The following is a 26057-nucleotide window of genomic DNA, read 5'->3' as shown; positions in this document are numbered from 1 at the left end:
TGAAAATGAAACAAGAAAACACTTGATTCATACCATAAATAGAGTATCTTTGCTTGTATAGATCAAGAAAGGAACATTATATATGAGTAATTACATTCGTTTTGACTGGGCAATGAAACGCCTTTTGCGTAACAAAGCTAATTTCGGAGTACTGGAAGGTTTTCTGACCACTCTTTTGAATGAAAAGATTGTCATACAGAAATTATTGGAAAGTGAAAGCAATCAGGAAGAAGAGTTCGACAAATACAACCGGGTAGACATTCTTGCCGAAGACTCCAAAGGCAAACTTATCTTGATCGAAGTCCAAAACAATAATGAATATGCCTATTTCCAACGAATGTTGTTTGGAGTTTCCAAATTAGTAACCGAATACATAAATCGCGGACAAGAGTATGAAAAGGTCCGCAAGGTGTATAGCATAAACATCGTCTATTTTCACTTGGGCAATGGCAAAGACACGGTCTATCACGGGAAGACCGAATTCATAGGCATACACAACGGCGATTTGCTCGAACTGACTCCTTTCCAGAGGCAAACATTCAATGTCGACAAGGTCAGCCAACTCTATCCCGAATATTACATTCTGAAAGTAAATGACTTTAACCTGGTTGCGAAAAGCCCACTTGAAGAGTGGATTTACTATTTGAACACCGGAGAAATTCCGGAGACAGCCTCTGCTCCCGGACTGGAAGAAGCACGAGAACGTTTAAAACTTGACAAAATGACAAAAGAGGAATTAAATGCTTATTACCGACATCTGGATAATATCGTAATCCTACGGGATAACATCTTCACTGAAAGAGCAGAAGGTAGAATGGAAGGCAGAATAGAAGGCAGAATAGAAGGCAGAATAGAAGGCAGAATGGAAGGTAGAATAGAAGGCAAGATAGAAGGTAAAGCAGAGGGTAAAGCAGAGGGCAAAGCTGAAGGAATGGCAGAAGGGCTCGCAGAAGGGCTCGCAGAAGGCATAAAAGAAGGTAAACTTGAAACTGCCCGGGCCATGATGCAAAACCATATTGCCCCGGAACTGATTGCCCAATGTACGGGGCTCTCCATAGAAGATCTCAAAAAGATGTAAACATATTGTATAATATTGTTTATTTAACAAAGAAGCACATCTTTTGTCAATTGTATTAAATCCAGGCTTTTCTCCTTAAAAAAAGGTCTTCTTGCCGTGAGGTGCAGTGTTTTTTCCCACGAAGACGGTCTCGGCATCTCACGGCAATGATGACCGTCTTCATCTCAATAACGACCGTCTTCATGGCCATAAAGGCCTGAATCTCTTACAGAAAGCTTGCTTGTGATGGCTTGCAGGATTTGTCGAGTGAGCCCACATATGTAGAAACAATAACGAGAAAAAACGGGGATCAAGGCGTCCCCTGATTTATATACCCGTACAAAACATTGTAGTTAAAGTTTTGTTTTCTGTTAAGGTTTTGGCTCTCCCATAGTTAAGGGTGGAGGGCATATAGATGAACTTTAAGCCTCCACAACTATCTTTCGGTACAAAGGAACATATTATATCACAAATAATAAAATTTTTTTATCGTTATTTACAAGATCATGTCGGTCAATATGATTTTTAAGACTATATGAACTTGATTTTTGCTGAAAAACGATTGAAAAAGGTGAAAGCCACATTCCTTATGCACGCTCTATGATGTCATCCTTCAGGACATCATAGAGCGTGCATAAGGAAACGAATGGCATTCTTATAAATGCTGATGCGGGTAATCCAAAATATAATATCCGCAGGTTGTATAGAAATTACGGATATATGGAATATTCAGGAATTTCCATAGTCTTCGGGGAGGCAGATTGAATTTTGTTTCGTAATTCGGGTTGATGAAATAGAGAACTTCTTCGATTATACGGTACTTCTCCTTGTGCACGATCGAGAGAAAACGCTCCAACGAAATACCGGTATCTTTGATTTCCAAAAGTCCTCCAGGGTTGACATTTCCCCATTCCAGTACTTTTTTATATATGGGACGAGGTAACAGGTGAAACCAAGGCAAATGGCTTAAGAGCTTGTTATTGCAAATCTGCTGGTGACCTCCGAATGGATTCTGCCAAGGGGGGAAAGCAACAAAAATAACACCGTAGGCATTCAAGAACCTTTTTATGAAAGGCAAGAATAATTCTTGGTTTGGGATGTGTTCTATCACATCCCGGATGATGATAATATCGAACTTGTTGTGCAGTTCGGTTACTTTGTAGATATCCTCGCAGATCAGTGTCAGGTTTTTATTGTTGGGATGTGCGCTGTAAATCTCTTTTGCGATCGCAATCTGGCCTTCGTTGATATCTATGCCTGTTACTTGGCAACCGAGATCCAGAAAGGGTTTTATGTTTCCTCCTTCACCGCAACCGATTTCAAGAATATGAGAATCCGCCGTTATCGGTTTATGCTTTTCAATAAAAGGTATTACATATTTTTGTGTCGTAATACTTTGTTCGTTGAAATATAGTTGTCTGTCAGCGTGTCTTTTTTGCATATCTACAAAATAAAAATGAGGGTGTGCAAAAAGTTATCATATTTTTGGGCACACCCTCAGATATATTAATATCTGTAATGTTCGGCTTTATAAGGTCCTTCAACCGGTACGCCGATATAATCGGCTTGCTTCTGCGTCAATTTGGATAGTTTGACGCCGATACGCTCCAGGTGGAGACGTGCTACCTCTTCGTCCAAACGTTTCGGCAAGCGGTAGACACCTACTTCGTAAGGCATTGTCCACAAATCCATCTGGGCTAAGACCTGGTTGGTGAAGGAGTTGCTCATTACGAAAGAAGGATGGCCGGTCGCGCAACCCAAGTTCACCAAGCGGCCTTCTGCCAACAGGAAGATAGAATTGCCTGTCGGGAATGTGTACTTGTCGACTTGTGGTTTGATATTGGTGTGCTTGATGTTCGGATAGTTCACCAGTTTGTCGACCTGGATTTCGTTGTCGAAATGGCCGATGTTGCAAACGATGGCCTGATCTTTCATCTGGGCCATATGTTCGATGGTGATGATGTCGCAGTTACCGGTGGTCGTAACGAAAACGTTACCTTCTTTGACGGCTTCTTCCATCGTTGTCACTTCGAAGCCTTCCATGGCTGCTTGCAGGGCGCAGATCGGGTCGATCTCCGTGATCAGGACACGGGCTCCGTAAGAACGCATGGAGTGGGCACAGCCTTTACCTACGTCGCCATATCCGGCAACCACCACGACTTTGCCGGCGATCATCACGTCGGTAGCACGCTTGATGCCATCGGCCAGTGATTCACGGCAACCGTACAGGTTGTCGAATTTCGATTTTGTAACGGAGTCGTTGACATTGATAGCCGGAACCAGCAGTTCGCCCTTTTCCATCATTTGGTACAGGCGGTGTACGCCGGTAGTCGTTTCTTCGGAAACGCCTTTCATTTCGGCAATCGTGCGGTGCCAACGGGTATTGTCTTCAGCCAGGATACGGTGCAAAGTATCCAAGATAACTTGTTCTTCGTGATTGCCACCTTTGCGGTTGATCGTTTCGGCATCGTTCTCTGCGCGGTAACCCATATGGACCAGCAGGGATGCGTCGCCACCGTCATCCACAATCATGTGCGGACCTTTGCCGTCGGGGAAACGGAGTGCCATGTCGGTACACCACCAGTATTCTTCCAGTGTTTCACCTTTCCAAGCGAAAACGGGAACACCATCGGCAGCGATGGCTGCGGCGGCATGATCCTGTGTAGAGAAGATGTTGCAACTTGCCCAGCGAACATCTGCTCCCAACGCAACTAATGTTTCGATTAACACTGCGGTCTGAATCGTCATGTGCAGTGAGCCGGTGATGCGAGCTCCTTTCAGAGGTTTCTGATCGGCATACTTCTTACGAAGTGCCATAAGTCCCGGCATTTCGTGTTCGGCGATCTCGATTTCTTTACGACCGAATTCAGCCAAACCCATATCTGCTACTTTATAAGGCAGATTAGTTGGAAATAATTGTGACATAAATTGATACTAAAATGTTAATACTGCAAATTTACATAAAAACCTCCGACTTTCATGCAAAATTTTCTACATTTGTAACCCAAGTACAATAAATGCGTTCCTTCGTATAACATAAAGAAGACAGACATATGAAAACAAAAGGTTTATTAATGATCGCTTTCCTGATAGGAATGTTTCTCAACGTCCAAGCTGCAGACCATGTGAAAGGAAGCGGAAAACTCTCTACCAAGAAAATAACAATCGACGACTTCAATTCCATTAAGTTCGACGGGGTGATCGACTTCAACTACGAGCAGTCGGAATCTACTCCGCACATTGAAATAACCGTAGATGAGAACCTGCATCCGTATGTGAGCATCGACATCAAAGACCGTGTCCTGACCGTCGGGTTTAAAGGAGTGAAAGTTGACCATTTCACCAAATTCATCGTCAAGACCAACTCCAAATGGTTGAAAGAGGTAAAAGCTTCCGGCAATGCCAACTTCATGGCTAACAGCCCACTGACAGGTGACGAATTGAAAATCAACGCCAATTCCAACTGTCTTATCCAGTTGAAACAAAAAGTTGAAGTCGGCAAACTCGACTTGAATGTGTCCAGTAGCGCCAATATGGTTGTGAATGAGCTAAAAACCGACAAGTTGGAATGCAGCATTAACGGTTCCGGCACGATCAATCTGAAAGCAGGAAGTGCCAAAGAAGCGGACTACAGCATCACGACCGACGGTGAAATCATGGCTTTCGGAGTGGCTGTACCTGAAGTAAACTGTAAGATCGCAGGGAAAGGTTCCGCTCAAATCCATCCGACCAACAACCTGAAAGCGACAGTTATCGGAAAAGGGAACATCCGCTACAAAGGCCCGACAGCCGTACAAGAGAAAGTCATCGGCAAAGGAACCGTCGAAGAAGTAAAATAAAGGGATTTCGATACAGCCCTTTAAACACGGATCGCCTTGAAAGGAGCTGACCTATAGCCAACCTTCCTTCCGATACCATTCGATGCTTTCTTCCAGACCACGATGTAACGGATAAGCCGGGACAAAGCCCAATTCTTCCTGAAGCGGTGTAACATCACAAATCCAGTTACGCTGTTTCAGGATTATATATTTATCCGTATTCAGAGTCATGCTTTTTTTCAGCAGTTTCCCTATCCACTCGGATACTTGACAAGCGACATGTACCAGCCCCATCGGTATACGAGCATGCAAGACATGTTTCTTCTGCAGGATTTCCTGTATCATCCGGGCAAACGATTCGTCCGTATAGACATCACCATCCGCCACAAAATAGTGGCGGTTTCGGACAGCTTCATTCTCCAAGGCAAGAAAAGCGACAGTAGCCAAGTCTTTCACATATATAAAAGTAATGCGTTGGGGCGTAAATCCGACTGCAAAATCAAAACCGGACTTTATGCTTTTTATCTCTATGAAGTAATCTTTCTCGCCCGGTCCATACACCCCTGTCGGACGCAGGATCACATACGGAAAATAAGACTGATGCCGCAAATGATTTTCCGCTTCCAATTTACTCTTCCCATAGGCCGTATCGGGCAGTTGAGGATCATCCAATGAGATCGGGCGGAATGTCTTCTCATCCCCACGTCCGTAACTGCTCAGGCTACTCATCAAGAGGAATTTCTCCGGTTTACAACCCGATGCGGCAAGTGCCTCGATCAGGTTAGCCGTATTCTGAGCATTGATACGGTAAAAGTTTCTTTTATCAAGCGTCTTTGTCAATCCGGCATTATGGATCACATAATCCCAGGGACCATTTTCACGAACAAAATCGCTTAATTGGGCGGTTAATAACTCGCGGTCGGAATATTTCAGATCGATAAAATGAATCCGTTCATCCTGCAAATTAGCACGGCTGCTTGTCGAACGCACACCCGCCCAGGTTTCATATCCCCGCTCAAGTGCCTCCTTCACCAGGAAACCGCCAATAAAGCCACTGGCCCCCGTAATCAATATCTTCTTCATAATTGTCAATTATCAATTCCTCTTAATGTAATAGGTATAGTAATACAACAACAGGCCGATCCAATTCAATACGATGATAGTCAGTATCCAAAGAATCTTTTGTCCGCGACTGATGAAAGGATTCTGCCTCACTGCGGTAATGCCGAAAAGAAGAACAGCGATACCGACGATATATCCGACCTCCGGCAAGCCTATCAAACAAAGGTTACTCATGTTCGTGTTTTTTCAAAACCCGATGTGGCAAATCACCATGTCCGATCAGTTCTATCGGGCAGGCATATTTCTCACCCAGCCATTCTTCGGACACATCCGCCCCGGGATGGTAATGTAATGTTTCGTTTACACAAGCGATGTTTTTCACCATCGCCAATACAGTTCCGATATCGTGCGAAACCAGAATGATCGCGCTCTCCTTATTAATCTCATCCAAGAGTTTATAGAAATGAGATTCGAAACGCTTGTCCACATACGAGTTCGGTTCGTCCAGGATCAGCACTTGCGGACGGGAAACGATGGAACGTCCCAACAACACGCGCTGCAATTGTCCGCCGGACAGTTCGCCGATCGCCCGGCTCGCCAAATCTTCCAGCCCCATTTTTTCCAGCACTTCCTCCACGCGCTGCTTCTGGCTCGCACTGTAAGAACGGAAAAGCCGCTTTTCCGAAGCCAGCCCCGAGGCCACCACTTCACGCACGGAGATCGGGAATTTCTTATCTATATTGTTCAACTGAGGAAGATAGCCGATCCGGAGAGAAGGAACAGGCCGTTCGGCCTCATAAAAGCGGATCGTACCGGCAACGGGCGGCAACAAACCGAGTATAACTTTCAACAAAGTCGTCTTTCCTCCTCCGTTCGGTCCGATAATCCCCAGGAAATCATCTTTCCAGACGGTCAGAGAGATATCGCGCAATACGGTTTTATTTCCGTAGGCAGCCGTCACATGTTCTATGTCAATAAGTTTCTCCATCTGCCAATGCCTTTGCAATCTGAATCAGTTCTGTGTTCCAATGATAATCCAGCGGGTTGATTTTCACGAGCCGGCAGCCAGTTTCCTTCGCAATCAGTTCGGCATTTTTCTGATCGAACTCTTGTTGGATAAAAACGACTGCCGCATGGTGCTCCTTTGCCGTCGTCACCAATTGTTTCAATTGGGCAGGCGAAGGCTCTTTCCCATCCATCTCGATACAGAGTTGGACGAGGTCGAATTCATCGGCAAAATAAGTCAAAGCTGGATGATAGATGATAAAAGTACGGTCGGTCAGCGGATCGAGCAACCTCTTGATCACGGTTTCCGTCTTATCGATCTCCGCCAACAAATCGTTGTAATTTTTCCAGTAATACTCCGTATTCTCCTTATCCAGCTCGATAAAAGCGTTTAGCGTATTCCATGCAATGACCTTTGCCCCTTCGATGGAACTCCAGATATGCGGGTCGATACCGCCAGCATGATGATGGTGATGATGTCCGTCATCCGTTTCATGCTCATGTTCTTCTTCTTCCGTTTCTTTTACAAACTTCATGCCCTCCGAGACATCGAATATCTTCAAATCGGGATTGTTTTCGCGGATCTTCTGCATCCATACCAGCTCGAAGCCGATATAACCGATTTGCAAATACGCTTCGCTCTGTCCGATCTGCACCATTTGTTTAGGAGTCGGATCATACGTTTCCGGGCTCTGTCCGGAAGGAACTACACAATGGATGGCAAACTTATCTCCTGCGATTTTTTCGGCAAAGAAACGTTGCGGCTCTATCGTCACCGTCACCACCTTTCCATCCGCCAGCTTTCCGCCGCATGCGGTGAGCAGTAACAGGGCTGTCAACAGGATATATATTCCGGTATATTTCATTTTATTACTTTAATTGTGACAAGGATACAAAGATAGAAACATCCCGCAAATAAAAAAAGAGCCGGTCCATTATGAACAAGCTCTTTCCTCTTTATGTGCGCCTGATAGGACTCGAACCTACACGTCTCACGACACCAGATCCTAAGTCTGGCGTGGCTACCAATTACACCACAGGCGCATTGCGTGATGCAAAGGTAAACAAAATCCGTTAATGTGCAAATGTTGCCGGAGAGATTTTAGTTTTTGTGTCTCACGCATAGTTTAGCTCCATGCCCACACATGGAGCTAAATTGTATGAGTATGGGAATATTCCTATTCCGCCAGCCATTTGTTGATTTGCGTCAGTATCTTTTCTTTCATGTCTTCCGGCATGTTGCCGATACGGGCGCGGTGGCTACCTCCGGGCTGGATGTAGACTTGTTCGTTTACCTTGCCTTTGAAAGTCGGGACGCGGGTGGCGCTCCACGGGTCCACTTCGCCATAGATAAAAATCATCTTCGGGTCGTTGTCACGAAGGAAATCATAGACTTTGTGGTAGAGTTCGGGGCGGTATTCTACTTTGTCGACCAGTTCTTTCGGCAACATGATGCGGTTCAGGTATCCTTTGCTGCTGTCGATTGTCAGGTATTTCCTGAACGGTTTCGTGTCATAACCGTAGTAGCCCAGTTCGCGGGCAGCCTGTACGAAGAAAGATATGTTCGGTTGGTCTTCGGCAAAATAGTCGGGGCCGCTGATGTCGGCCAAATGGTAAAACAGAGTCTTTGCATCGGATGTAAGCGGCGGGATCACGCTGGTCGGCGTACCCCATTGCCAGAGAGCAAACGGGTATTCCAAAACGCAATAATCCAATACTTCGGCCATCGGAATACGGAATTCCAGCTTTTTGTCTTTGCAGAACTTTTCCAACATCGGGATGATTTCATCCTTGCGTTTCAATATTTCAGTCTGGAAAGCTTCGATCTTTTGGCGATCTTTCTTCGTGCCTACTTTACGAAGGAACGGTTCGTGGCGTCCGTCCTCCACGCCTCTGTTCAAGGGGGCTACGTAAGGAACGGAAAAATCCACGTCGTCCGGGAACCAGGCACGGTACAGGCAGGTGGTCTGTCCGCCTTTGCTGATGCCGGTGCTGACCCATTTGCTGGCATACAATTGCTTGAATGTACGGTTGACGTTGTGCAGGTCGTAGGCCGAATTCTCTGCCGTCAGGTATTCCCAATTGCAGGGGTTCGGGGTTGATTCGAGAAAATAACGGTATTCCACGAATACCATATTGGCATCGAGCAACTTTGACAGCTCTTCCTGATAACGTGGGCTCAGGGCATACGCCGCGCCATATCCTTCTGTGACCAATATGGTCGGGCGGTCGAAACCGACGTGGGCGACGATCACACGCTGTGTAAATGTTCCGGCTGCCGGATTCTTATGGTCGACAGGCTGGGTGATGCGCACCAGATATTTTTCGGCATAATGGTCCGATTCCAACTTCTCGATACCACCGACTCCTTTCAGTCCTTCTAATTTCTTTTGTAAATCCTGCGCGTTACCAGTAAATGCGACTGTTAGCATCAACAGGAATGCGACGAGGCATGGGGATAAGGTTTTCAATGTCCTTCTCATGGTACTAATCTTTTAAGTTATGTATATTCCGTATCAATCCTTCGTATTTGGCTCTTTTAACCGCCGATTTGGCAAATATACGATTATATTCTTCACGTGAAAAGCCCTTTAGATCCTCTTTTCGAAGAGAAAACAAAGCCGGTGCGGGACGAAATGCCTCTATCCGGGTCGGGCGGGCGAAACGGTTCCACGGGCAGACTTCCTGGCAGGTGTCGCAACCGTAAAGGCGGTTGCCGAGGCAGGCTGCTTGTTCGGCTGGAATTTCTCCGCGGTTCTCGATGGTGAGATAGGAAAGGCATTTGCGGGCGTTCAGATGGCGGGGACCTTCCAGCGCCTCTGTCGGGCAGGCCTCCAGGCAACGGCTGCAACTGCCGCAACGATCCTTCTGCGGCATGTCATAATGGTCTGCTTCGAGGGAGGTGACGATTTCTCCTAAAAAGAAAAAAGAGCCTTTTCCGGGAATAATCAGGTTCGTGTTCTTCCCGATCCAGCCCAGTCCGGCTTTCCAGGCCCAATAGCGTTCGAGGATGGGAGCGGAGTCGGTGAAAAAGCGGGCGGTTCCGGTGTCTGTCTGTCCCGTTACTGCACTCCATAGTTCGTTCAACATCTCCTTGATGACGAAATGGTAGTCTTTTCCGTACGCATAATAAGCGATGTGAGGCGCTTCGGGTGGAAGTTTCTGTTCCGGATAATAGTTCAATGCCACGGATATGACTGTCTTGGCCCCTTCCACCAACCCGGCAGGATTAAGCCGTATTTCTCGGTGGTTCTCCATGTATGCCATCCCTGCATGGTTGCCCTCCTTCAGCCATCTGTCAAAAAACAAGGCTTCGCTGTCTGCGGTCGCCACTTGTGCGATTCCGCAGGCATCGAAGCCGGTCTTTTTTGCTTTCTCTTTTATTTCGGCAGCAGAAAACATTATTATATAAGGAAGAGCCAGGTACGCGTCATTCGCGTCATCCGCGTACCTGGCTCTTATTCATATCTGTTTTTTTATACTATTTAAAACACTTTGAACTCATATCCTTGTTCCTGCAGCCATTCGATGGCCCGGGGCATCGCTTCACGCATGTTGCGTTCGGCTTTCAGCGAGTCATGGAAGACGATCACGGAACCGTTGCGGGTATAGTTCTTTACTACGTTGAAGACACCGTTCGGCGTCATGTGCGGACTATAATCGCGCGTTACTACGTCCCACATGATGATCCGGTAACGTCTCCTGAGCCATACAACCTGCGGGAAACGCATGTGTCCGTGAGGCGGACGGAACAGGTTGCTTTTGATATATTCGGCAGCCTTTTCCACATTCGCCAGATAGTTCTTGGTCCAGAAGCGGATACCTTGGATATGGTTGAAAGTATGGTTGCCCACACGATGTCCCCGCTCCAGTACCATCCGGTAGATATCCGGATGCTTGCGGACGTTGTCCCCGACACAGAAGAAGGTCGCCTTCACACCATATTTATCTAATACATCCAATACCCAAGGGGTAACCTCAGGGATCGGGCCATCGTCGAAGGTGAGATATACACACTTCTTCTTGGCCGGAATCCGCCAGGTTACCCCCGGAAACAGAGCCCTGTAAAACCAGGGCGGTTGTTCTATAAACATATTTATTCTCTACGCCCCACCGATTCGTAAGCCATACGGTAGTTGTCAAACTCTTCTTGGTATTTCTTATTGAATTCGGGGTTGTAATGTTTGTTGATTAACAATACTTGATTCAGAATCTGCATATCCTGCAGCAATTCAGTTTCTACGGATGACAACTGCATCGGGTTCAAGCGGAAATACCAGTTTATGTTACGCATCATGTTATCGGCAATACCTGTAAATATTTCCTCTGCTTTCTCTTTCTGGCCCAGCACGTAATATAGCTCGCCAGTCGAAAGAGCAGTATAGTCGAGCGGAACATTTTCCGGCGGAAGCACCTGCATGCATTTGTCCAATACATTCAATGCCTTGTCGTTCTTTCCTTCTTTTACCAATGCTTCTGCCAGCTTGTTGAACAGCATCATACGGTAGCTCTTGCACATGCGCATCACATTTTCGTCGATGTAGACGCCTGGTTTGTCCACGCCTCCCCATTTGAATTTGTTCATCACGTTGTCATACATCTTGTCGGTATTGACAGCCTTGTTGGCATTTTTCGGGACGACCTGATAAGCGAGACCTGTCTGTTCGAAGTAGCCGTCCAGGTTGACGAACTGATCCGGGCTGACCGTGATCGCGTAGTACATCGGACGTTCGAAGTTGTTGGTCTGCAACATGTCGAGGATCGTCAGTTCCTGTTTGCCCAGCGCATTCTTTCCGGCAAGGTTGATCATCATCCGGTCTACCATACCGTCTGTCTTGCCGCCTAAGATTTTGGCTCCGGCGACCGAATCGACTTTGTAGTACAGCTTGTCGGCCGGGATATAGTCCAGTTCCTGGTTGATACCCGGAATCTTCTTGAATTTCGGGTCGTCGCTGCGGACAAAGTTCAAGGCGGTGTTCAGGTCGATCGAATCTTTTGTCAACGGGAATACATAGGCTGCATCGCGAGTACCTTGTATATATTGGTCGCGTGTCCAAGTGATCGGTAGCGGAGCGGACTCGTAAGCCTGCTTCTTCATCTGGTCGATATACCAGTCTGTTTGCAGGTAGCTGGTGTTACATACGCGGACATCGGTACGGACACCTTCTACCTCCTGTGCATACCACAAGGGGAATGTGTCGTTATCGCCGTTGGTGAAGATGATCGCGTTCGGTTCGCAGGATTCCAGATAGTTGGAACCGAAATCGCGGCAGACATAACGGCCTGAACGGTCGTGGTCGTCCCAGTTTTGTCCGGCCATCTGGATAGGTACGAACAGACACAATACGGTTGCCACCGATCCGGCAATGACAGGATTCAGCTTGGCATATCGCTCCAGTCCCTTTGCCAGTGCCGCGACACCGAATCCGATCCAGATACAGAACGCATAGAACGATCCGGCATATGCATAGTCTCGTTCACGTGGCTGGTAAGGCGTCTGATTCAGATATAGCACGATAGCCAGGCCGGTCATGAAGAACAGGAAGAAGGTCACCCAGAAACTCTGAATTCCTTTCTGTCCCGAATAAGCCTGGAAGAGCAAACCTAAAATACCTAACAGCAACGGCAACATATAGTAGACATTGTGCCCTTTATTATTGATGATGTCGAATGGCATATCCTCTTGCGGACCCACCAGAACTTCGTCGATAAACGGAATACCGGTAATCCAGTTCCCATTCAGCACCTCGCCATTACCCTGAATGTCGTTCTGACGGCCGGAGAAGTTCCACATGAAGTAGCGCCAATACATGAAATTCAGCTGATAAGAGAAGAAGAACTTCAGGTTTTCCGCGAATGTCGGTTTCATTACGCTCTTCATCTCTCCGCAATAGTTATATTTCACCGGTTGGCCTTTTACCTGCGCCCAGTCCTTGTAGGCCTGTACATGGCGCGGGTCGGAACTGTACATACGTGGGAACAGCATGTTCAGTTCGTCGACATATTTGTATTCCTGATCGGTGCGGGACACGAAATAGCGGTCTTTCTCGTTTTTATCCTTCTTGATCACACGGCTCCAGGTCGGTTCGCCCTCTGTCGTGACAGGCACGCAGCTTCCTCCCTGATTCTCGCGCTGCACTTCCGAAACGTAGGTCTGTCCGTAGAGGAGCGGGGTTTTACCATACTGTTCACGTGCCAGATACGTACGCAACGTAAAGATATCGCTCGGCGCGTTCTGGTTCATTGGCGTGTCGGCCGTTGCACGGATCAGTGTCAGTGCATACGAAGAATAGCCCACGACGACTACCATCAGGCAGACCAGGATCGTGTTCAGCGTCTTGATATCCACCTTCTTGCTTTTGAACAGGTACAAGCTCAACGCTGCCGTCAGGATGACCGCCAAAACGTAGCCGCTTCCGATAAACGGAATACCGATCAAAACGATCGACAGGATGAAAGCAATTTTCATGCGTGTCGGATGGATCTCGTCGCGCATGGTTTCCCAGATAGACCAGATCAATACGCCTGCCACAATGATCACATAAGCAAATACTCCGGAATTGTAAGGCATGCCTAAGACATTGACAAACAACAGTTCGAAATAGCCGCAAACCTCGACCAACCCCTGTACGACGCCATACATCATCAAAGCGACGATGGCGAAAGAAACAAGCAGGGCAACCAACGTACCCTTCATCGTGGGGTCCGGGAATTTCTTATAGTAATATACCAGCACGATAGCCGGAATACACAACAAGTTCAGCAAATGGACGCCGATACTCAACCCCATCAGGTAGGCGATCAGTACGATCCAGCGATCTGCATGCGGTTTGTCGGCAACAGCTTCCCACTTCAGGATCAGCCAGAAAACAACGGCTGTAAAGAGTGACGAATAGGCATACACTTCTCCTTCCACGGCACTGAACCAGAACGTATCGCTGAATGTATAAGCCAATGCTCCGACCAGGCCGCTCCCCATGATGGTGATCATCTGTCCTAAAGAAGCTTCTTCTCCGTCTTTCACTATAATCTTGCGTGCAAGATGCGTGATACTCCAAAAAAGGAACAGGATTGTCAGTCCGCTAAACAAGGCAGACATCGTATTCACCATTTTTGCCACAGTGGACGGATCGGATGCAAGTTGCGTGAACAAGTTGGCCGTCAACATAAAGAACGGTGCTCCGGGCGGATGCCCTACTTCCAGCTTGTAAGCCGAAGAAATGAACTCACCGCAATCCCAGAAACTGGCAGTGGGTTCGATAGTCATCAAATAGACGGTCGAAGCGATCGCAAAAACGATCCAGCCCAACACGTTGTTGATCAATTTATACTTTCCCATACTTTGTATAAAGTGTAATAATTAATTATCTCGAATTTGTATCCTCAGACGGACAGTTGGCCGCAAAGGTAAGCATTTACGTTTAATACCAACGCCTTGATACGCCATAAATTGTGTGGAAGAGATTAGAAATATATTAAAAGAATCCGTTGAATGACAGTCTGAAATCTGATAAATTGCCGACATTCGGATGACGACAAACCGACATCTGCGGATCGGATTCGTATCTTGTTGATAGTCTTATTTCACTTTTTAAGCTAAAAATGAAATAAGGGAATGGTATAACTCAGTGATAAGAGTCCTAATTTTAATATTGTAATCGATATCTTGGTTTAAATTTTTCCTTCATGGAATAGGTGAGTGTCGGAGAAAAAGCCCTTTCCCGTTTCAAAAAGACGAAACGGAAAGGAAGGCTTTTTCTGCTGACATGGGAAAAAGGGTGGATTATTGTTGTCTTTTATTTGGTAACAAACGGAATGTACACCGATAACATCAAATCGGACAAATGCCCCCGGCGTCCGAGTGCCGGACCATCGTTGAAGTGCTTCAGCGTGTTTAGGCAACCATATTGATAGGACAGTCCTAATTCGCAATGTTTACTCAACCGGTAGCCGACTTTAGCCATTACGGAAAGGTCGAATACGACTTGTGGTTGTACATATAATGTCGGAGTTACGCCTAATCCGAAATGGAATTTATCGGTGAGGCGATAGTTCCAACTGGCGGCAACGGAGATCGGCATGATGAAATCAGTAAAACTTTCTCCGGGTGGGATGACATAGTCTCCTTCCGGTATTTTATCAATATCCCCAAGAAGAAGTGCTTTGTATTTGTAAACTTGCATCCATTGAAAACCGACTGTTGCATCCAAGTCGAGAAAATACATTTGATTTGCTAAGAAACGGAATCGATAGCCAAGCATTCCATTCGCTTTCACATCATTATTATATCCATAATGAGGAGTTGTCATATACACTGCGCCATCGTGCATCGGAAATCCGACACCGCCACCGATCAACAGACCGTGCTCGGTTTGAGCGAACACGGTGGTTGAAAGGAATAATAAGATATAAAGGATATTTCTCATTATAAATTCCATTTGGTAATAAAATTTGAGTTACCCTTCTCGAAGAGAAACTGTTGTATACCCTTTAAAAGGAATCTCATTTGTTCCGACTTCAAGAGTACCTTCCAATCCATAACGAGGACTACCATTACTATTTTGAGATACATCACCAACAGGATGATTTTTCGCATCAATTTTTCCATATACAGCAAATTTTACATTGTTTGCAGAAAAAGTAACGGGAGTTGGTGCAATATATCGCCGGCCTTCTAAACGATAGGTTAAATAAAGGTCTGCATGATGCTTTTTCCATAAAACTTTCCTTTTTTGGCTAAGAAGTTCAAAACCAAAAACTTTGGATTCTCGATGAAGATTATCATAGTTTACCCCTACGAATTCGATTAAAACTCGAGCCTTTACATAATCTCCATTCGGGATTTGATATTTTATTTCGGCTTTATTTATACTATTATAGTCTGTACTTTTATTGGAACCTAAAGCCATTATTGGTGATCCAAAAATATATTCAGATGTATATTGTGGAACGTTTACAACACTATCACCTATAAAAAATAGTCCTTGTCTATTGATAAGATATCTATACATAGATGCTCTATAATTAGGTATGAAATCTGTTGAATCATAAGGATTGAACATAAATACATCTTCATATTTATGTTTGAATTCTGTTATTTGCTGATAAGGCCAAGGTTGACTCGGATCTTTTTCGTATGCATCAACAATTGCTTCTTGTTCTTTATCAGCATCTTCCATTAGTTTTTGTTGACTGATAAAATTGAATCCGGAAAAAAAAGCGTTTATTTCTTCATTTGACATTTCGGTCAATTTGGCAACTGTTTCTTTATAAACGGAATCATTCTTAAACTTTAGACAATCTTCTCCATTATAATTCACGATTTGAAAGTCCGCATCATCTACAAATGCTTTTGTTGTTATCTTACCTTCTACATTAGAAAGATCACTTTCCATCTCATTGTTACACGAGATCATAAATAACGAACATACTGCTGCACTAAATAAAATTTTTTTCATTGCAATATTGTTTTTAAATTAGATTTCACCATAAACTAAATTTTTCCCATCTGTAATGGAGACTGTAGAACCTTCTTTTATTTCCTCATCCAAAGAAATGCCAACCGAAGGTTTCGTCACTACAGATTGGTTATACACTACTTCTCCCATTGAATTTGTCACGGTCACTTGAACTGTACCTAAATTAGTGGAGAATTCCAACAACAAGTCTTTGTTGTTGTCTTCAAGCCATCCGCGGATGGGGAGTTCGGAAGTGGATGTTTTAACCCGTTTGTTAAAATTCCCTTTGAATTCAACTTTCTTTTTTGCAAAGCAAGGAAGTGAAATTGTCAGAATCAACATCAGACTTCCTAATTTCTTAATTGTATCCATCTCTTTTTGTTTTTGAATTTTCGACAAAGGTGCAGGTTTGTTTTGGAAAAGGCAAAAAAGGGTCAGAAGAGATATGGATAAGGACTGATTTATATGGACATTGTTTGTAAAGTGTTATTTATCAGTAAGATATAGGATTAGAACATGAAGGCTAAATCGCTGTATTCTCCGATATTTTTTGCATAATAAATTCACAAATACCCGTTTTTGAATTGGTCAGTTTTAATGCTTGGCGAGTTCTGAGCCTGCGCTTATTGGCTGAATCGGGATTGATCCCTAAAAGTATGGCTTCTGATTTTATACTGATATTCAGGAAACTAAGATAGCAGGTTTCTATTTCGGTTTTTTTTAGGAGTGCACACTCTTGTACGGCAGCCTGCCAGTTCGGACATATAGAGTCAATTTGTTCTTTTAAGTTCTCCCAGTCTTGTTCGGAAAGCATTTGTCTATATTTTTCTTTGCTGTTCAAGTGCTCTTTCAGTTTCAAAAAATGGGTTGAATGTTGTAATTTCTCATATTTCAGTAGAAAAACTTCTTTTTTGGTTTGGAACAACTTTTTGCGGATTTGTATGTATTCTTCTCTATCTGTTCTGATTTTAGATATCTCTTTCTGCTTGATTTCATTTTCCAGCTTAGATAACAATAGCTCTTTTTCGTCCAGCAGTAACTGTTGCTTGTTGATTTTGTCTAATCTTTTCCGGTCTTTATACAGATAAAACGAAACACCGATTAAGCCGGCTATAAAGATAAATCCGATTAATGAGCGAATGATGGAGTATAATTTTTGATTTTGTCGAATGACAGTCAGTGAATTATGCCGTTTTTCAGCATCGATGATATCGACTTGTTTCTGTTGGTTGTATAAACTATCTTTTGCTTCGTAACATTGTTCAAGATACTGGAATGCTTCTGAGATATTGTCAACTTCTTTTTCGATCAGGTAACTTAGGTATAAATGGTCGGATGGTGTGTATGGATTGTAGGTCGGACGATTCGCCATTTTTGCATAATAACGAGCGGAATCTAACTGACCGTAATTATAAAACAGTGTACTTAAAGACAGATAAGTAGGAGCGTTATCTATCGTGTCATAAGCCAGACTTCTGAAAAAACAGGACTTTGCCTTGTCTATTTGATCCAAGTGGTCATAAATATTTCCTAATCCGTTTGCAATTGATGCTATTCCTATGGAATCATTCATCCCTGTAACGATCGAATCCGCTTGCAGCATCAGGTCAAGTGCAAGAGACAAAGAATCGTCGAATACCCACGTTATGCCGATATCGCGCAGAGCGAACGCATAACTCCTCATATTATTTGCTTTTGTGAAAAAATCGGCTGCCTCTTCATACTTTCGCCGTTCTTCGGAGTGTTGCCCGGTGTAAGTGTACAAGTCTGCCATATAACTGCAAATATATCCTGCCACATTATATGAATGTTTTTCCTTTGCCAAATCCAACGCTTCCGAATATGCCTTTGTTGCCGGGATGAAAAGTTTGTCTTCCACATACGAACGTCCTAAGTAGAGGCCGATCCAAGCCCGTTGCTCTGCCGTCCCGTGGCTTTTGTACCAGTCTAAAGCACGGTTGAGCTGTTCGGTGTAAAGCATATCCTTATACAGTTTATCCGCCACCTGGCAATACAGCATGCACCAACGGGCGAACAGCCGTTCGCTCAGCTTGTCCGGCAGTTCGATATTCTCCAATATGGCGTATGCGCTGTCCGGATTTGAAGCCAACAACGTTTCCGCCCGGTTCATTTGTCCCGAAACTGCTTGATTTTCTTTGCAAGAGAGAAAGGAAAAGAATAAGAAGGTGAACAAGAGTGTATTTTTCATAAGCATAAAACTGTAGTAATATTATTCTACGCTATAAAGATATGCAAATAAATGAAATATCTATTGATTATTAAAGTAAAATGACAATAACACACCCGGAATGGCAATATTGGATAAATCTGTTCATTAATAGGTATTTACCTAAATTGTCTGTTTCTTAAAAAATATTACCCTATAGGGAAATTTGGATTATATGGGGTAGAAAATCGAATTAGATGCGGTAGTAGTTTCGATTTGAACCAATGGCTTTTTGGAGAATATGACAATAAGGGGGAAATGAGTATGGCAGAAAATCCCGAATGGTCTTGGCGGATCGACAAAAGCCCACTATCTTTGTAAGATTGAAAGAAAAGATATGTCTGAAGCCCGCCAACTAATAGTTACGATTAATAATCATCCCGTTCTCGGTTCGCTACTGATCCCGTACCTGGCAAAAGAAGTTTCGCCCGGTGTGCTTGAGGCGGAGGAGAAAGCTGCCTTTATAGAAGAAAGCCGGTTGTCTGCTGTCGGGGAAAAAATCATTGCCTTGTCCCAGTGTTGTACCGAAAAGAATCTGATGAAAGTCTATTCGAAGGAGCGGACCGTAAATGCGTTTCTGTCGAAGCTTTCCGATCCTGCCCGGAGAGAACCGGTACGGAACTACATCGACCGGAAGCAACGGGAGATTGTCGAGCTGCTCCAGGTTTCATCCATTCCTTTGTATATTCGGGAAACTGCCACTAAACTCCTATACGAGCATCACCGGGTTTCTATTTCCACCTCTTTGGCCGAGGCCTCGTTCAGGTTCGAACTGACGGAACAAGTCTTTCGCTATGCGGTGGATTGCGAATCGGAGGGACATCCGATCTCGTTGCAAAAGAAGAAACCGGTGTTTGTGTTATGCGTGCGGCCCGCCATATTGGTCTTGGGACACGATCTGCTCGTATTCAAGCGGATCGAAATGCCGAGGCTGAATCCTTTTCTGGAAAAGACATTTGTGGAAGTTCCCGCTTCCGAAGCTCGCCGGTATTTGGAGAAGATCGTTTTGCCGATGATGGTTCGCTATCCGGTCAGCGCTTCGGGCTTTGACATGATTTTGGAATCCCGGCCCTGCGTGGCGGAACTGTCGGTTACGCCTTCTGTATTGGACTGTCCGGTTTTGCAGTTGCGTTTTTATTATGGCGATGTCTGTTTCTCTCCCGGACAGGCGATGCAACGTTGCTATCCGCGTTTGGAGGACGGTGAGGCAGGAAAACCGGCGATCCGCTATTTCAAACGAAATCCGGAGAAGGAGCAGGAGTACATGGATTTATTGGGCGGTTATGGTTTTGTGCAAGTGGGAGACACGCAGTTTTCACGTGCCGGTTGTGTATTGGAATATGAACTGGTTGAATGGCTTCATGATCATAAAGAAGAGTTGGAAAAACATTTTACGTTGAATGCCGGTGACAACTCCGGTACGACCTATTTTATGGGCGATATTCTTTTGGAACAAGACATAGAGGATACGCCGGACTGGTTCGAAATTCGTATAACCGTCCGGATCGGAGAGTATGTATTCCCGTTTATCCTTTTCCGGAAGCATATTTTGGAAGAAGACCGATTGTTCAAACTGTCTGACGGGAAGGTGGCTTTGCTGCCGGAAGAATGGTTTGAAAAATACAGTGCCCTTTTTAGCTTTGGCCGTGAACAGGAGGGGAAGTTGCGTGTGCGCAAGATGCATTTGGGGCTAGTCGACGGATTGAGAGGCGATGCTGTTCCGGCCGCTTCAAGAGAGTATGTGGAAAAAGAAGAGATCCCGGTTCCTCCCCGGATACGTGTAACCCTCCGTCCCTATCAGCGGGAAGGTTTTACATGGATGGCACATCTGGCCACCAACGGCTTCGGGGGCTGTCTGGCGGACGATATGGGATTGGGAAAGACTTTGCAGACCATTACGTTGTTGCAATACCTGTATGATCCGTCCGCCCCAAAGGCTACCCGCCCGCAGGAACCGATGTCTCCGGCGTCTTGTCCGGTCGATGGGTTCGGGCAGTTTTCTCTCTTTGGCGGAGAAGAAGAGGATGATTCTGTTTCTCCAATGCGAATCATTGCACAACCGGATAAAATACAAGCCTCTCTTATTGTCGTTCCGGCTTCCTTGCTTCCTAATTGGAAAAGGGAGATACAGCGGTTCAGTTCTTTACGGGTATATGATTATGCAGGAGATCAACGAAGCCGTCAGCCGTGGAAGAAATTCGACCGTTATCCGGTAGTATTGACGACCTACGGACTGCTGCGCCGGGATATTGAATTGCTGGAAAACTATGCCTTTAAATATGTGATATTGGATGAAAGCCAAAACATCAAAAATCCCGATTCGGTCTCTTATCATGCCGTTATGCGTCTTAAGAGTGACAACCGGTTGGTATTGACCGGGACTCCGATTGAAAACTCGTTGAAAGACTTATGGGCCCAGTTTAACTTCATCAACCCCGGTCTGCTGGGATCGCTGGCGGATTTCAGGAACCGTTTCATTCATCCGATTGTAAAAGAAGGCAACGACCGCGCCCGGCAGCAGTTGCAGCAAATGATCCGTCCGTTTTTTCTTCGCCGTACCAAAATGCAGGTCGCACCCGAATTGCCACCGTTGATGGAAGAGGTGGTTTATTGCGGAATGTCGGAAGAGCAACAGGATGTTTATACGAAAGAGAAAAACACGTTGCGTAACTCTTTGCTTGAAGAATGGCATAGGAACAAAATTATCGCCCTCAACGGCATCACCCGTCTTCGGCAACTTGCCAATCATCCCGGTATGATTTTTCCGGAATATACGGGAAGTTCCGGAAAGATGGACCAAGTGTTGGAAGCGTATGAAACTCTGTTGAGCGAGGGACATAAGGTGTTGATATTCTCATCCTTTGTCACCCATCTGAAACTTTTTGCCGCCGAATTTGAGGCGCGCGGTTGGAAATATGCGTTGCTGACCGGAAGTACGGCAGACCGCGAAGGCGAGATTGCCCGTTTTTCCCATAACAAGGATATCTCCGCCTTTTTCATCTCTCTGAAAGCCGGTGGAGTCGGGCTTAACCTGACTGACGCCGACTATGTCTTTATCCTGGACCCGTGGTGGAATCCGGCAGCCGAAATGCAGGCAGAGAGCCGTGCGCATCGTATCGGACAACAGAAACAAGTATTTGTCTTCCGTTTCATCACCTCCGGCACGATCGAAGAAAAAATCCGCCGCCTACAAGAACGGAAAAGCGACCTATCGGACCGCTTTATCACAGAAAACGACCCACTGCAACAACTGACCGACGAGGAATGGAGGGAGCTTGTTTGAGAAGAGCGGCAAAGAGAGTATTTTGCTTACCCGAATATGATATCATGTAAATATCGTTATCTTTGTGTTGAGGAACGAGAATACTATTTTATCAGTTTTATCAGTTTGTTGGCATAAGATATGAAAAAGCAGCTGCTGTTGTTGTGTTTTATATTCATACACCAAGTGGTCTACCCGGTTTATTTTAAACATCTTGGCATGAGTGACGGTTTGTCGCAGGTTTCTGTTATGTCGATTTATCAAGACCGCTTGGGACGTATGTGGTTCGGTACACGCGAAGGTGTCAGTGTCTATGACGGAGAACGGATGCGTGTGTATAAAGGCTGGGAAAACCTGGATCCGGAAAGTTCTATAAATGTATTGCTTGGGCATGAATGTGATCATCTTGCCGGAAACAGACACGGGGATATTTTCTTTAGGACTTGCGATTCGTTGGTTAGGTATGACATACGGGAGGAGAAATTTTGTGTCGTCGGCGGTTGTAAGGCGAAAGCTGTTACTTCGGCGAATGGTGATATATGGACAGGGTATGACGATAGGATTTGCCGGTATGATGAAAAAGGAGATAGCCTGCAACTTTATGTAAAAACAAACACTCCCGGTATATCCAGTCTGTTGATTTCGAAGAAAAAGATTTGGGTCGGGACTTATGAAGGCCTGTATGTGATTGAGGAAGATAAAAAAGTTCGTTGCCTGATCGATGGACCTGAATTCTACCGCTTATTTGAAAGTTCGACGGGCGAGATATGGGCAGGTTGCCGTACCGGTGGCTTGTATAGAATCACACAAGACGAGAGGATCATCTGGTATTCAGAGAGTAATCCAGTACCTTTCCATATAGAAAACAATCAAATACGGAGTTTTGCTGAAGACCGGTTTGGAAATATCTGGTTCGGTACTTTTATGGGACTACATAAATATAACCCCTATACGGATCGGTTTACGGTATATCAACAAGATCTTTTGCCGGGAAGCTTGTCGCACTCTTCTGTTTTTTCTGTTTATATAGATGCACAAGAAACGATATGGGTCGGCACTTATTATGGAGGTGTGAACTATTTTAATGCGGAAAGAGAAATATTCGCCCATTATACGAATAACCCTTTACGAAAGGAATGCCTGAACTATTCGTTCGTCGGGAATCTGGCGGAAGACAGAGATGGGAACATTTGGATTTGTACCGAAGGGGGTGGATTGAACTTCATGGATCGTAAGACACGCACCTTTAAATATTTCACTGCCGGTCATCCCAATTCCGTATTGCAGAATAACTTGAAATGCATCGCATATGACGAGAAAAGGAATCGCCTGTATATCGGCACGCATCGCGGAGGACTTAGTCGCTACGATATAAAAACCGGTATTTTTCATAACTACCTGAATGATTACAGAGAAGGAGATATAAAGCCGGATGGTATCATTTTCCATACGATGATTCATAACGATAAGCTGTATGTAAGCGCGATGAACGGAACCTTTGTCATGGACCTTGATACGGACCGATTCCAATGGCTATGTAGAAACGCGCAGAGTTTTACGATCGATAAAGAAGAAAACATATGGATTTTGATTGGAACTTCTTTATACAGAATAGAGTTGGCCCATCCGGATAATCAGAAACATTATGCTTTACCTTTCTATGGGATCCAGTTCGAGCCTAAACGGATCATGACTACCCGTAACGGAGATATCTATTTCGTGGTTTTGGGAGGCGGACTGTATCGGTATGATAAACAGGCGGATTCTTTTATCCATTACTCCCAAGAGAGTGGGCATCTATTGAGTAATTATTGTTATAATGTCGCGGAGACCAATTCGGATGAGTTATTGGTGACCTGCGATAAAGGAGTCACCTTCCTGAATCCTTCCAACGGGAGTACCCGATTTGCGACATTGGGTACGAATCTGCCGATCACATCCATTGCAGACGGCTGCGGCATTCTGGTGTGCCGAAATAATGAACTTTTTGTCGGAGGAAATGACGGACTGACTTCTTTTTACCGGGAGGACTTGGATAAAACAGAAAAAAATTATTCCCTATATTTTTCAGAGTTATATATACATAATAAAAGAATCTATCCGGGAGCCGTTTCAGGAGGTATCTTAGAAGAAGCTTTTCCTTTTTGCAAGTCTATCCGGTTGAACTACAAGCAAAACAATCTGATAATAAATTTTGCCACAACCAATTATATCGATATTCAAAAGAATAATGAATATCAATATCGATTGGTCGGTTTTGACGATGATTGGGTTTCCTCCTCTTCTTCCACTATTTATTATACCAATCTGGATCCTGGTAAATATACATTACTGGTCCGTGAAAAGAATTTGTCCCAATACTTGATGAACCGTCGTGAAATATCTTTGGATATCCAGATCACCCAACCCTGGTATAAAACGGGTTGGGCATGGACACTGTATGCGCTGACTATTTTTACGATCACTTATCTGACTGTACGGATTCTGAAAGCACGGCGCAAATTGGCATTGTCCCTTGAAAAGGAGCGGGAAGAGAAAAAGCGCAACGAAGAGTTGAACCAAGCGAAACTACGTTTCTTTACCAATATCAGCCATGAGTTTAGGACACCTCTGACGCTTATTATCAGTCAGATAGATATGCTTTTTCAGAGTTCTTCCCTTCCTCCGACCCTTTATAACCGAATTATTAAGATCAGCAAGAATGCAAACCGAATGCGAAATATGATTTCCGAATTATTGGAATTCAGGAAGTTGGAGCAAAACTATGTTTCGTTGCATGTTTGCGAACAGAACCTGATTCCATTTTTGAAAGATATTTATCTTTCCTATTGTGAGTTGGCGGCTCAGCAATCCATTACTTTTAATTTTCAAAATGCAGAGGAAAATCTATTGTTATGGTTTGATTCCAATCAGTTGCAGAAAGTGTTTTACAATCTTTTGTCAAATGCTTTTAAATATACGAAACCGGGAGGTACGGTAGAATTGCATGTATCTTCGGATGAGAATGAGGTCCATATAAAAGTAATCGATACGGGTATCGGGCTTTCGGCTGATGACGTATCGCATATCTTTGACCGCTTTTATCAGGCCGAAAACGGGAAACAGGTCGCGGGAGCCAACCCGGGTACCGGGCTCGGACTGGCTTTAAGCAAGAGCATCGTTCTTCTTCATCATGGAGATATCGTGGTACAAAGCCAGGTCGGTTATGGAACGATATTTACAGTCACGTTGTTGAAAGGAAAGGGCCATTTTGAAAATGATAAAAATGCTATTCTTCTGGAAAGCCCGGACGAACCAATGATCAAAGGAGGATCTTTGCCGAATTCTGTTTCCTCCGAAGAATATGAAGAAATGGATAAAGCCTTTCCCGGTTTGAAAGCAGGTTCCTATAAAGTTCTGATTGTCGAGGACAATGAAGAGCTGCTACAGATATTAAATACGCTTTTTGCCCCTTTCTATCAGGTTATATTAGCCAGGAATGGGGAAGAAGGATTGCAAAAAGCGAAAGAGGAAAATCCCGATCTGGTTGTCAGTGATGTCATGATGCCCTTGATGAGTGGTATGGAGATGTGTATGAAAATCAAGAATAATATCGAATTATGCCATATTCCGGTCGTTTTACTGACGGCTCTTGATTCTGTAGAATATAATATAGAAGGACTTCAACAAGGAGCGGATGATTATATCAGCAAGCCTTTTCATGCAAAAGTATTGTTGATGCGCTGTAATAATCTGATTCGTAACCGTTTGTTGTTAAAATCCCGATTGACAAAACAAGTTGACTTTGATGTGCAGTTGCTGGCTACGACTTCATTAGACCAACAGCTTTTGAACCGGATTACAGAAATAGTCGATCAGCGGATGGGAGAACCGGATTTTGATGTCAATGCTCTTGCCCGCGAATTGAATATGGGGCGTAGTTCGTTCTTTACAAAAATCAAGAACCTGACCGGAATGACTCCCAGTGAATTTATACAAAACCAGCGTATCAATCGTGCGGCTACCCTGTTGCAGGAACAGCCGGATCTACTGGTGAATGAAATATCGGACCGGTTAGGATTTGCCTCAACCGTATATTTCAGTCGATGCTTTAAAGCGAAATTCGGAGTATCGCCTGCCCGATTCAGGAAAAAAGAACAGTAAGAGCTACATAGAATTATTAGTCGGT

18 protein-coding genes and 1 tRNA gene are annotated in these 26057 nt (G+C 44.7%); 4 read left to right on the top strand and 15 right to left on the bottom strand.

Annotation, left to right across the window (positions count from 1 at the left end):
* Window positions 1-82: 82 nt before the first annotated feature.
* Window positions 83-1078: a PD-(D/E)XK nuclease family transposase gene (locus BQ9893_RS16235; protein WP_075966903.1), complete on the top strand. Its 996-nt coding sequence runs from the start codon at window positions 83-85 to the stop codon at window positions 1076-1078.
* Window positions 1079-1712: 634 nt separating this feature from the next.
* Here BQ9893_RS16235 and BQ9893_RS16230 read toward each other — a convergent pair.
* Together BQ9893_RS16230 and ahcY are read right to left on the bottom strand one after the other, a co-directional pair.
* A complete protein-coding gene (locus BQ9893_RS16230; protein ID WP_075966902.1) occupies window positions 1713-2498 on the bottom strand; it encodes a class I SAM-dependent methyltransferase in 786 nt (261 codons plus the stop codon).
* A gap of 65 nt (window positions 2499-2563) precedes the next feature.
* The gene (gene ahcY / locus BQ9893_RS16225; protein WP_075966901.1) at window positions 2564-3982 is read right to left on the bottom strand and encodes an adenosylhomocysteinase; all 1419 of its coding nucleotides are present in this window, start codon (window positions 3980-3982) and stop codon (window positions 2564-2566) included.
* Between the two features lie 128 nt (window positions 3983-4110).
* Here ahcY and BQ9893_RS16220 point away from each other — a divergent pair, with 128 nt between their 5' ends.
* Window positions 4111-4896 carry a head GIN domain-containing protein gene (locus BQ9893_RS16220; RefSeq protein WP_075966900.1) on the top strand — a complete coding sequence of 262 codons (786 nt, stop codon included), beginning with the start codon at window positions 4111-4113 and terminating at the stop codon, window positions 4894-4896.
* A gap of 51 nt (window positions 4897-4947) precedes the next feature.
* On the opposite strand, the gene BQ9893_RS16215 is transcribed toward BQ9893_RS16220, so the two are convergent.
* From BQ9893_RS16215 to BQ9893_RS16155, 13 genes are all read right to left on the bottom strand, one after another.
* Entirely contained in the window at window positions 4948-5958 is a 1011-nt protein-coding gene (locus tag BQ9893_RS16215; RefSeq protein ID WP_075966899.1) for an NAD-dependent epimerase/dehydratase family protein, read from the bottom strand.
* 12 nt (window positions 5959-5970) lie between these two features.
* Complete coding sequence (locus tag BQ9893_RS16210) at window positions 5971-6171, bottom strand: PLDc N-terminal domain-containing protein (protein ID WP_075966898.1); 201 nt, start codon at window positions 6169-6171, stop codon at window positions 5971-5973.
* On the bottom strand, window positions 6164-6925 hold the full coding sequence (locus tag BQ9893_RS16205; protein ID WP_075966897.1) for a metal ABC transporter ATP-binding protein: 762 nt from the start codon (window positions 6923-6925) through the stop codon (window positions 6164-6166). Before BQ9893_RS16205 ends, BQ9893_RS16210 begins: the two co-directional genes overlap by 8 nt.
* A complete protein-coding gene (locus BQ9893_RS16200) occupies window positions 6909-7808 on the bottom strand; it encodes a metal ABC transporter solute-binding protein, Zn/Mn family (RefSeq protein WP_075966896.1) in 900 nt (299 codons plus the stop codon). The genes BQ9893_RS16205 and BQ9893_RS16200 overlap by 17 nt, the downstream gene beginning before the upstream one ends.
* A 96-nt stretch (window positions 7809-7904) precedes the next feature.
* Window positions 7905-7986: transfer RNA gene (locus BQ9893_RS16195), tRNA-Leu, on the bottom strand.
* A 134-nt stretch (window positions 7987-8120) separates the two neighbouring features.
* Window positions 8121-9425, bottom strand: coding sequence for a S28 family serine protease (locus BQ9893_RS16190; RefSeq protein WP_075966895.1), 1305 nt, complete (start codon window positions 9423-9425; stop codon window positions 8121-8123).
* Window positions 9426-9429: 4 nt separating this feature from the next.
* Window positions 9430-10344: a tRNA epoxyqueuosine(34) reductase QueG gene (queG, locus tag BQ9893_RS16185; protein ID WP_075966894.1), complete on the bottom strand. Its 915-nt coding sequence runs from the start codon at window positions 10342-10344 to the stop codon at window positions 9430-9432.
* A gap of 83 nt (window positions 10345-10427) precedes the next feature.
* A complete protein-coding gene (locus BQ9893_RS16180; RefSeq protein WP_075966893.1) occupies window positions 10428-11036 on the bottom strand; it encodes a polysaccharide deacetylase family protein in 609 nt (202 codons plus the stop codon).
* Window positions 11037-11038: 2 nt separating this feature from the next.
* Window positions 11039-14281, bottom strand: a complete 3243-nt coding sequence (locus BQ9893_RS16175; protein WP_075966892.1) for a glycosyltransferase family 117 protein — start codon at window positions 14279-14281, stop codon at window positions 11039-11041.
* A 457-nt stretch (window positions 14282-14738) separates the two neighbouring features.
* Window positions 14739-15368, bottom strand: coding sequence for an outer membrane beta-barrel protein (locus tag BQ9893_RS16170; protein WP_075966891.1), 630 nt, complete (start codon window positions 15366-15368; stop codon window positions 14739-14741).
* A gap of 30 nt (window positions 15369-15398) precedes the next feature.
* Window positions 15399-16400 (bottom strand): DUF4848 domain-containing protein, encoded by a 1002-nt coding sequence (locus BQ9893_RS16165; RefSeq protein ID WP_075966890.1) that lies wholly within the window; start codon window positions 16398-16400, stop codon window positions 15399-15401.
* Between the two features lie 18 nt (window positions 16401-16418).
* Window positions 16419-16772: a DUF3244 domain-containing protein gene (locus BQ9893_RS16160; protein WP_075967409.1), complete on the bottom strand. Its 354-nt coding sequence runs from the start codon at window positions 16770-16772 to the stop codon at window positions 16419-16421.
* Between the two features lie 151 nt (window positions 16773-16923).
* The gene (locus BQ9893_RS16155) at window positions 16924-18609 is read right to left on the bottom strand and encodes a hypothetical protein (RefSeq protein WP_075967408.1); all 1686 of its coding nucleotides are present in this window, start codon (window positions 18607-18609) and stop codon (window positions 16924-16926) included.
* A 355-nt stretch (window positions 18610-18964) separates the two neighbouring features.
* Here BQ9893_RS16155 and BQ9893_RS16150 point away from each other — a divergent pair, with 355 nt between their 5' ends.
* Together BQ9893_RS16150 and BQ9893_RS16145 are read left to right on the top strand one after the other, a co-directional pair.
* Window positions 18965-21910 carry a DEAD/DEAH box helicase gene (locus BQ9893_RS16150; RefSeq protein ID WP_075966889.1) on the top strand — a complete coding sequence of 982 codons (2946 nt, stop codon included), beginning with the start codon at window positions 18965-18967 and terminating at the stop codon, window positions 21908-21910.
* A gap of 198 nt (window positions 21911-22108) precedes the next feature.
* Complete coding sequence (locus tag BQ9893_RS16145) at window positions 22109-26032, top strand: hybrid sensor histidine kinase/response regulator transcription factor (protein WP_244155161.1); 3924 nt, start codon at window positions 22109-22111, stop codon at window positions 26030-26032.
* Window positions 26033-26057 lie beyond the last annotated feature (25 nt).

The organism is Parabacteroides massiliensis, from assembly GCF_900155425.1.
GTDB classification, from domain to species: domain Bacteria; phylum Bacteroidota; class Bacteroidia; order Bacteroidales; family Tannerellaceae; genus Parabacteroides; species Parabacteroides massiliensis.
The sequence above is the reverse complement of the archived record's forward strand: the minus strand, read 5'-3'. Positions and strand labels throughout refer to the sequence as shown.

Coding starts and splice junctions, on each gene's coding strand:
- BQ9893_RS16205 (WP_075966897.1), bottom strand. CDS start 6,925: ATGGAGAAACTTATTGACATAGAACATGTGACGGCTGCCTACGGAAAT.
- ahcY (WP_075966901.1), bottom strand. CDS start 3,982: ATGTCACAATTATTTCCAACTAATCTGCCTTATAAAGTAGCAGATATG.
- BQ9893_RS16180 (WP_075966893.1), bottom strand. CDS start 11,036: ATGTTTATAGAACAACCGCCCTGGTTTTACAGGGCTCTGTTTCCGGGG.
- BQ9893_RS16190 (WP_075966895.1), bottom strand. CDS start 9,425: ATGAGAAGGACATTGAAAACCTTATCCCCATGCCTCGTCGCATTCCTG.
- BQ9893_RS16165 (WP_075966890.1), bottom strand. CDS start 16,400: ATGAAAAAAATTTTATTTAGTGCAGCAGTATGTTCGTTATTTATGATC.
- BQ9893_RS16155 (WP_075967408.1), bottom strand. CDS start 18,609: ATGAAAAATACACTCTTGTTCACCTTCTTATTCTTTTCCTTTCTCTCT.
- BQ9893_RS16235 (WP_075966903.1), top strand. CDS start 83: ATGAGTAATTACATTCGTTTTGACTGGGCAATGAAACGCCTTTTGCGT.
- BQ9893_RS16150 (WP_075966889.1), top strand. CDS start 18,965: ATGTCTGAAGCCCGCCAACTAATAGTTACGATTAATAATCATCCCGTT.
- BQ9893_RS16175 (WP_075966892.1), bottom strand. CDS start 14,281: ATGGGAAAGTATAAATTGATCAACAACGTGTTGGGCTGGATCGTTTTT.
- BQ9893_RS16160 (WP_075967409.1), bottom strand. CDS start 16,772: ATGGATACAATTAAGAAATTAGGAAGTCTGATGTTGATTCTGACAATT.
- BQ9893_RS16215 (WP_075966899.1), bottom strand. CDS start 5,958: ATGAAGAAGATATTGATTACGGGGGCCAGTGGCTTTATTGGCGGTTTC.
- BQ9893_RS16145 (WP_244155161.1), top strand. CDS start 22,109: ATGAGTGACGGTTTGTCGCAGGTTTCTGTTATGTCGATTTATCAAGAC.
- queG (WP_075966894.1), bottom strand. CDS start 10,344: ATGTTTTCTGCTGCCGAAATAAAAGAGAAAGCAAAAAAGACCGGCTTC.
- BQ9893_RS16230 (WP_075966902.1), bottom strand. CDS start 2,498: ATGCAAAAAAGACACGCTGACAGACAACTATATTTCAACGAACAAAGT.
- BQ9893_RS16170 (WP_075966891.1), bottom strand. CDS start 15,368: ATGAGAAATATCCTTTATATCTTATTATTCCTTTCAACCACCGTGTTC.
- BQ9893_RS16220 (WP_075966900.1), top strand. CDS start 4,111: ATGAAAACAAAAGGTTTATTAATGATCGCTTTCCTGATAGGAATGTTT.
- BQ9893_RS16210 (WP_075966898.1), bottom strand. CDS start 6,171: ATGAGTAACCTTTGTTTGATAGGCTTGCCGGAGGTCGGATATATCGTC.
- BQ9893_RS16200 (WP_075966896.1), bottom strand. CDS start 7,808: ATGAAATATACCGGAATATATATCCTGTTGACAGCCCTGTTACTGCTC.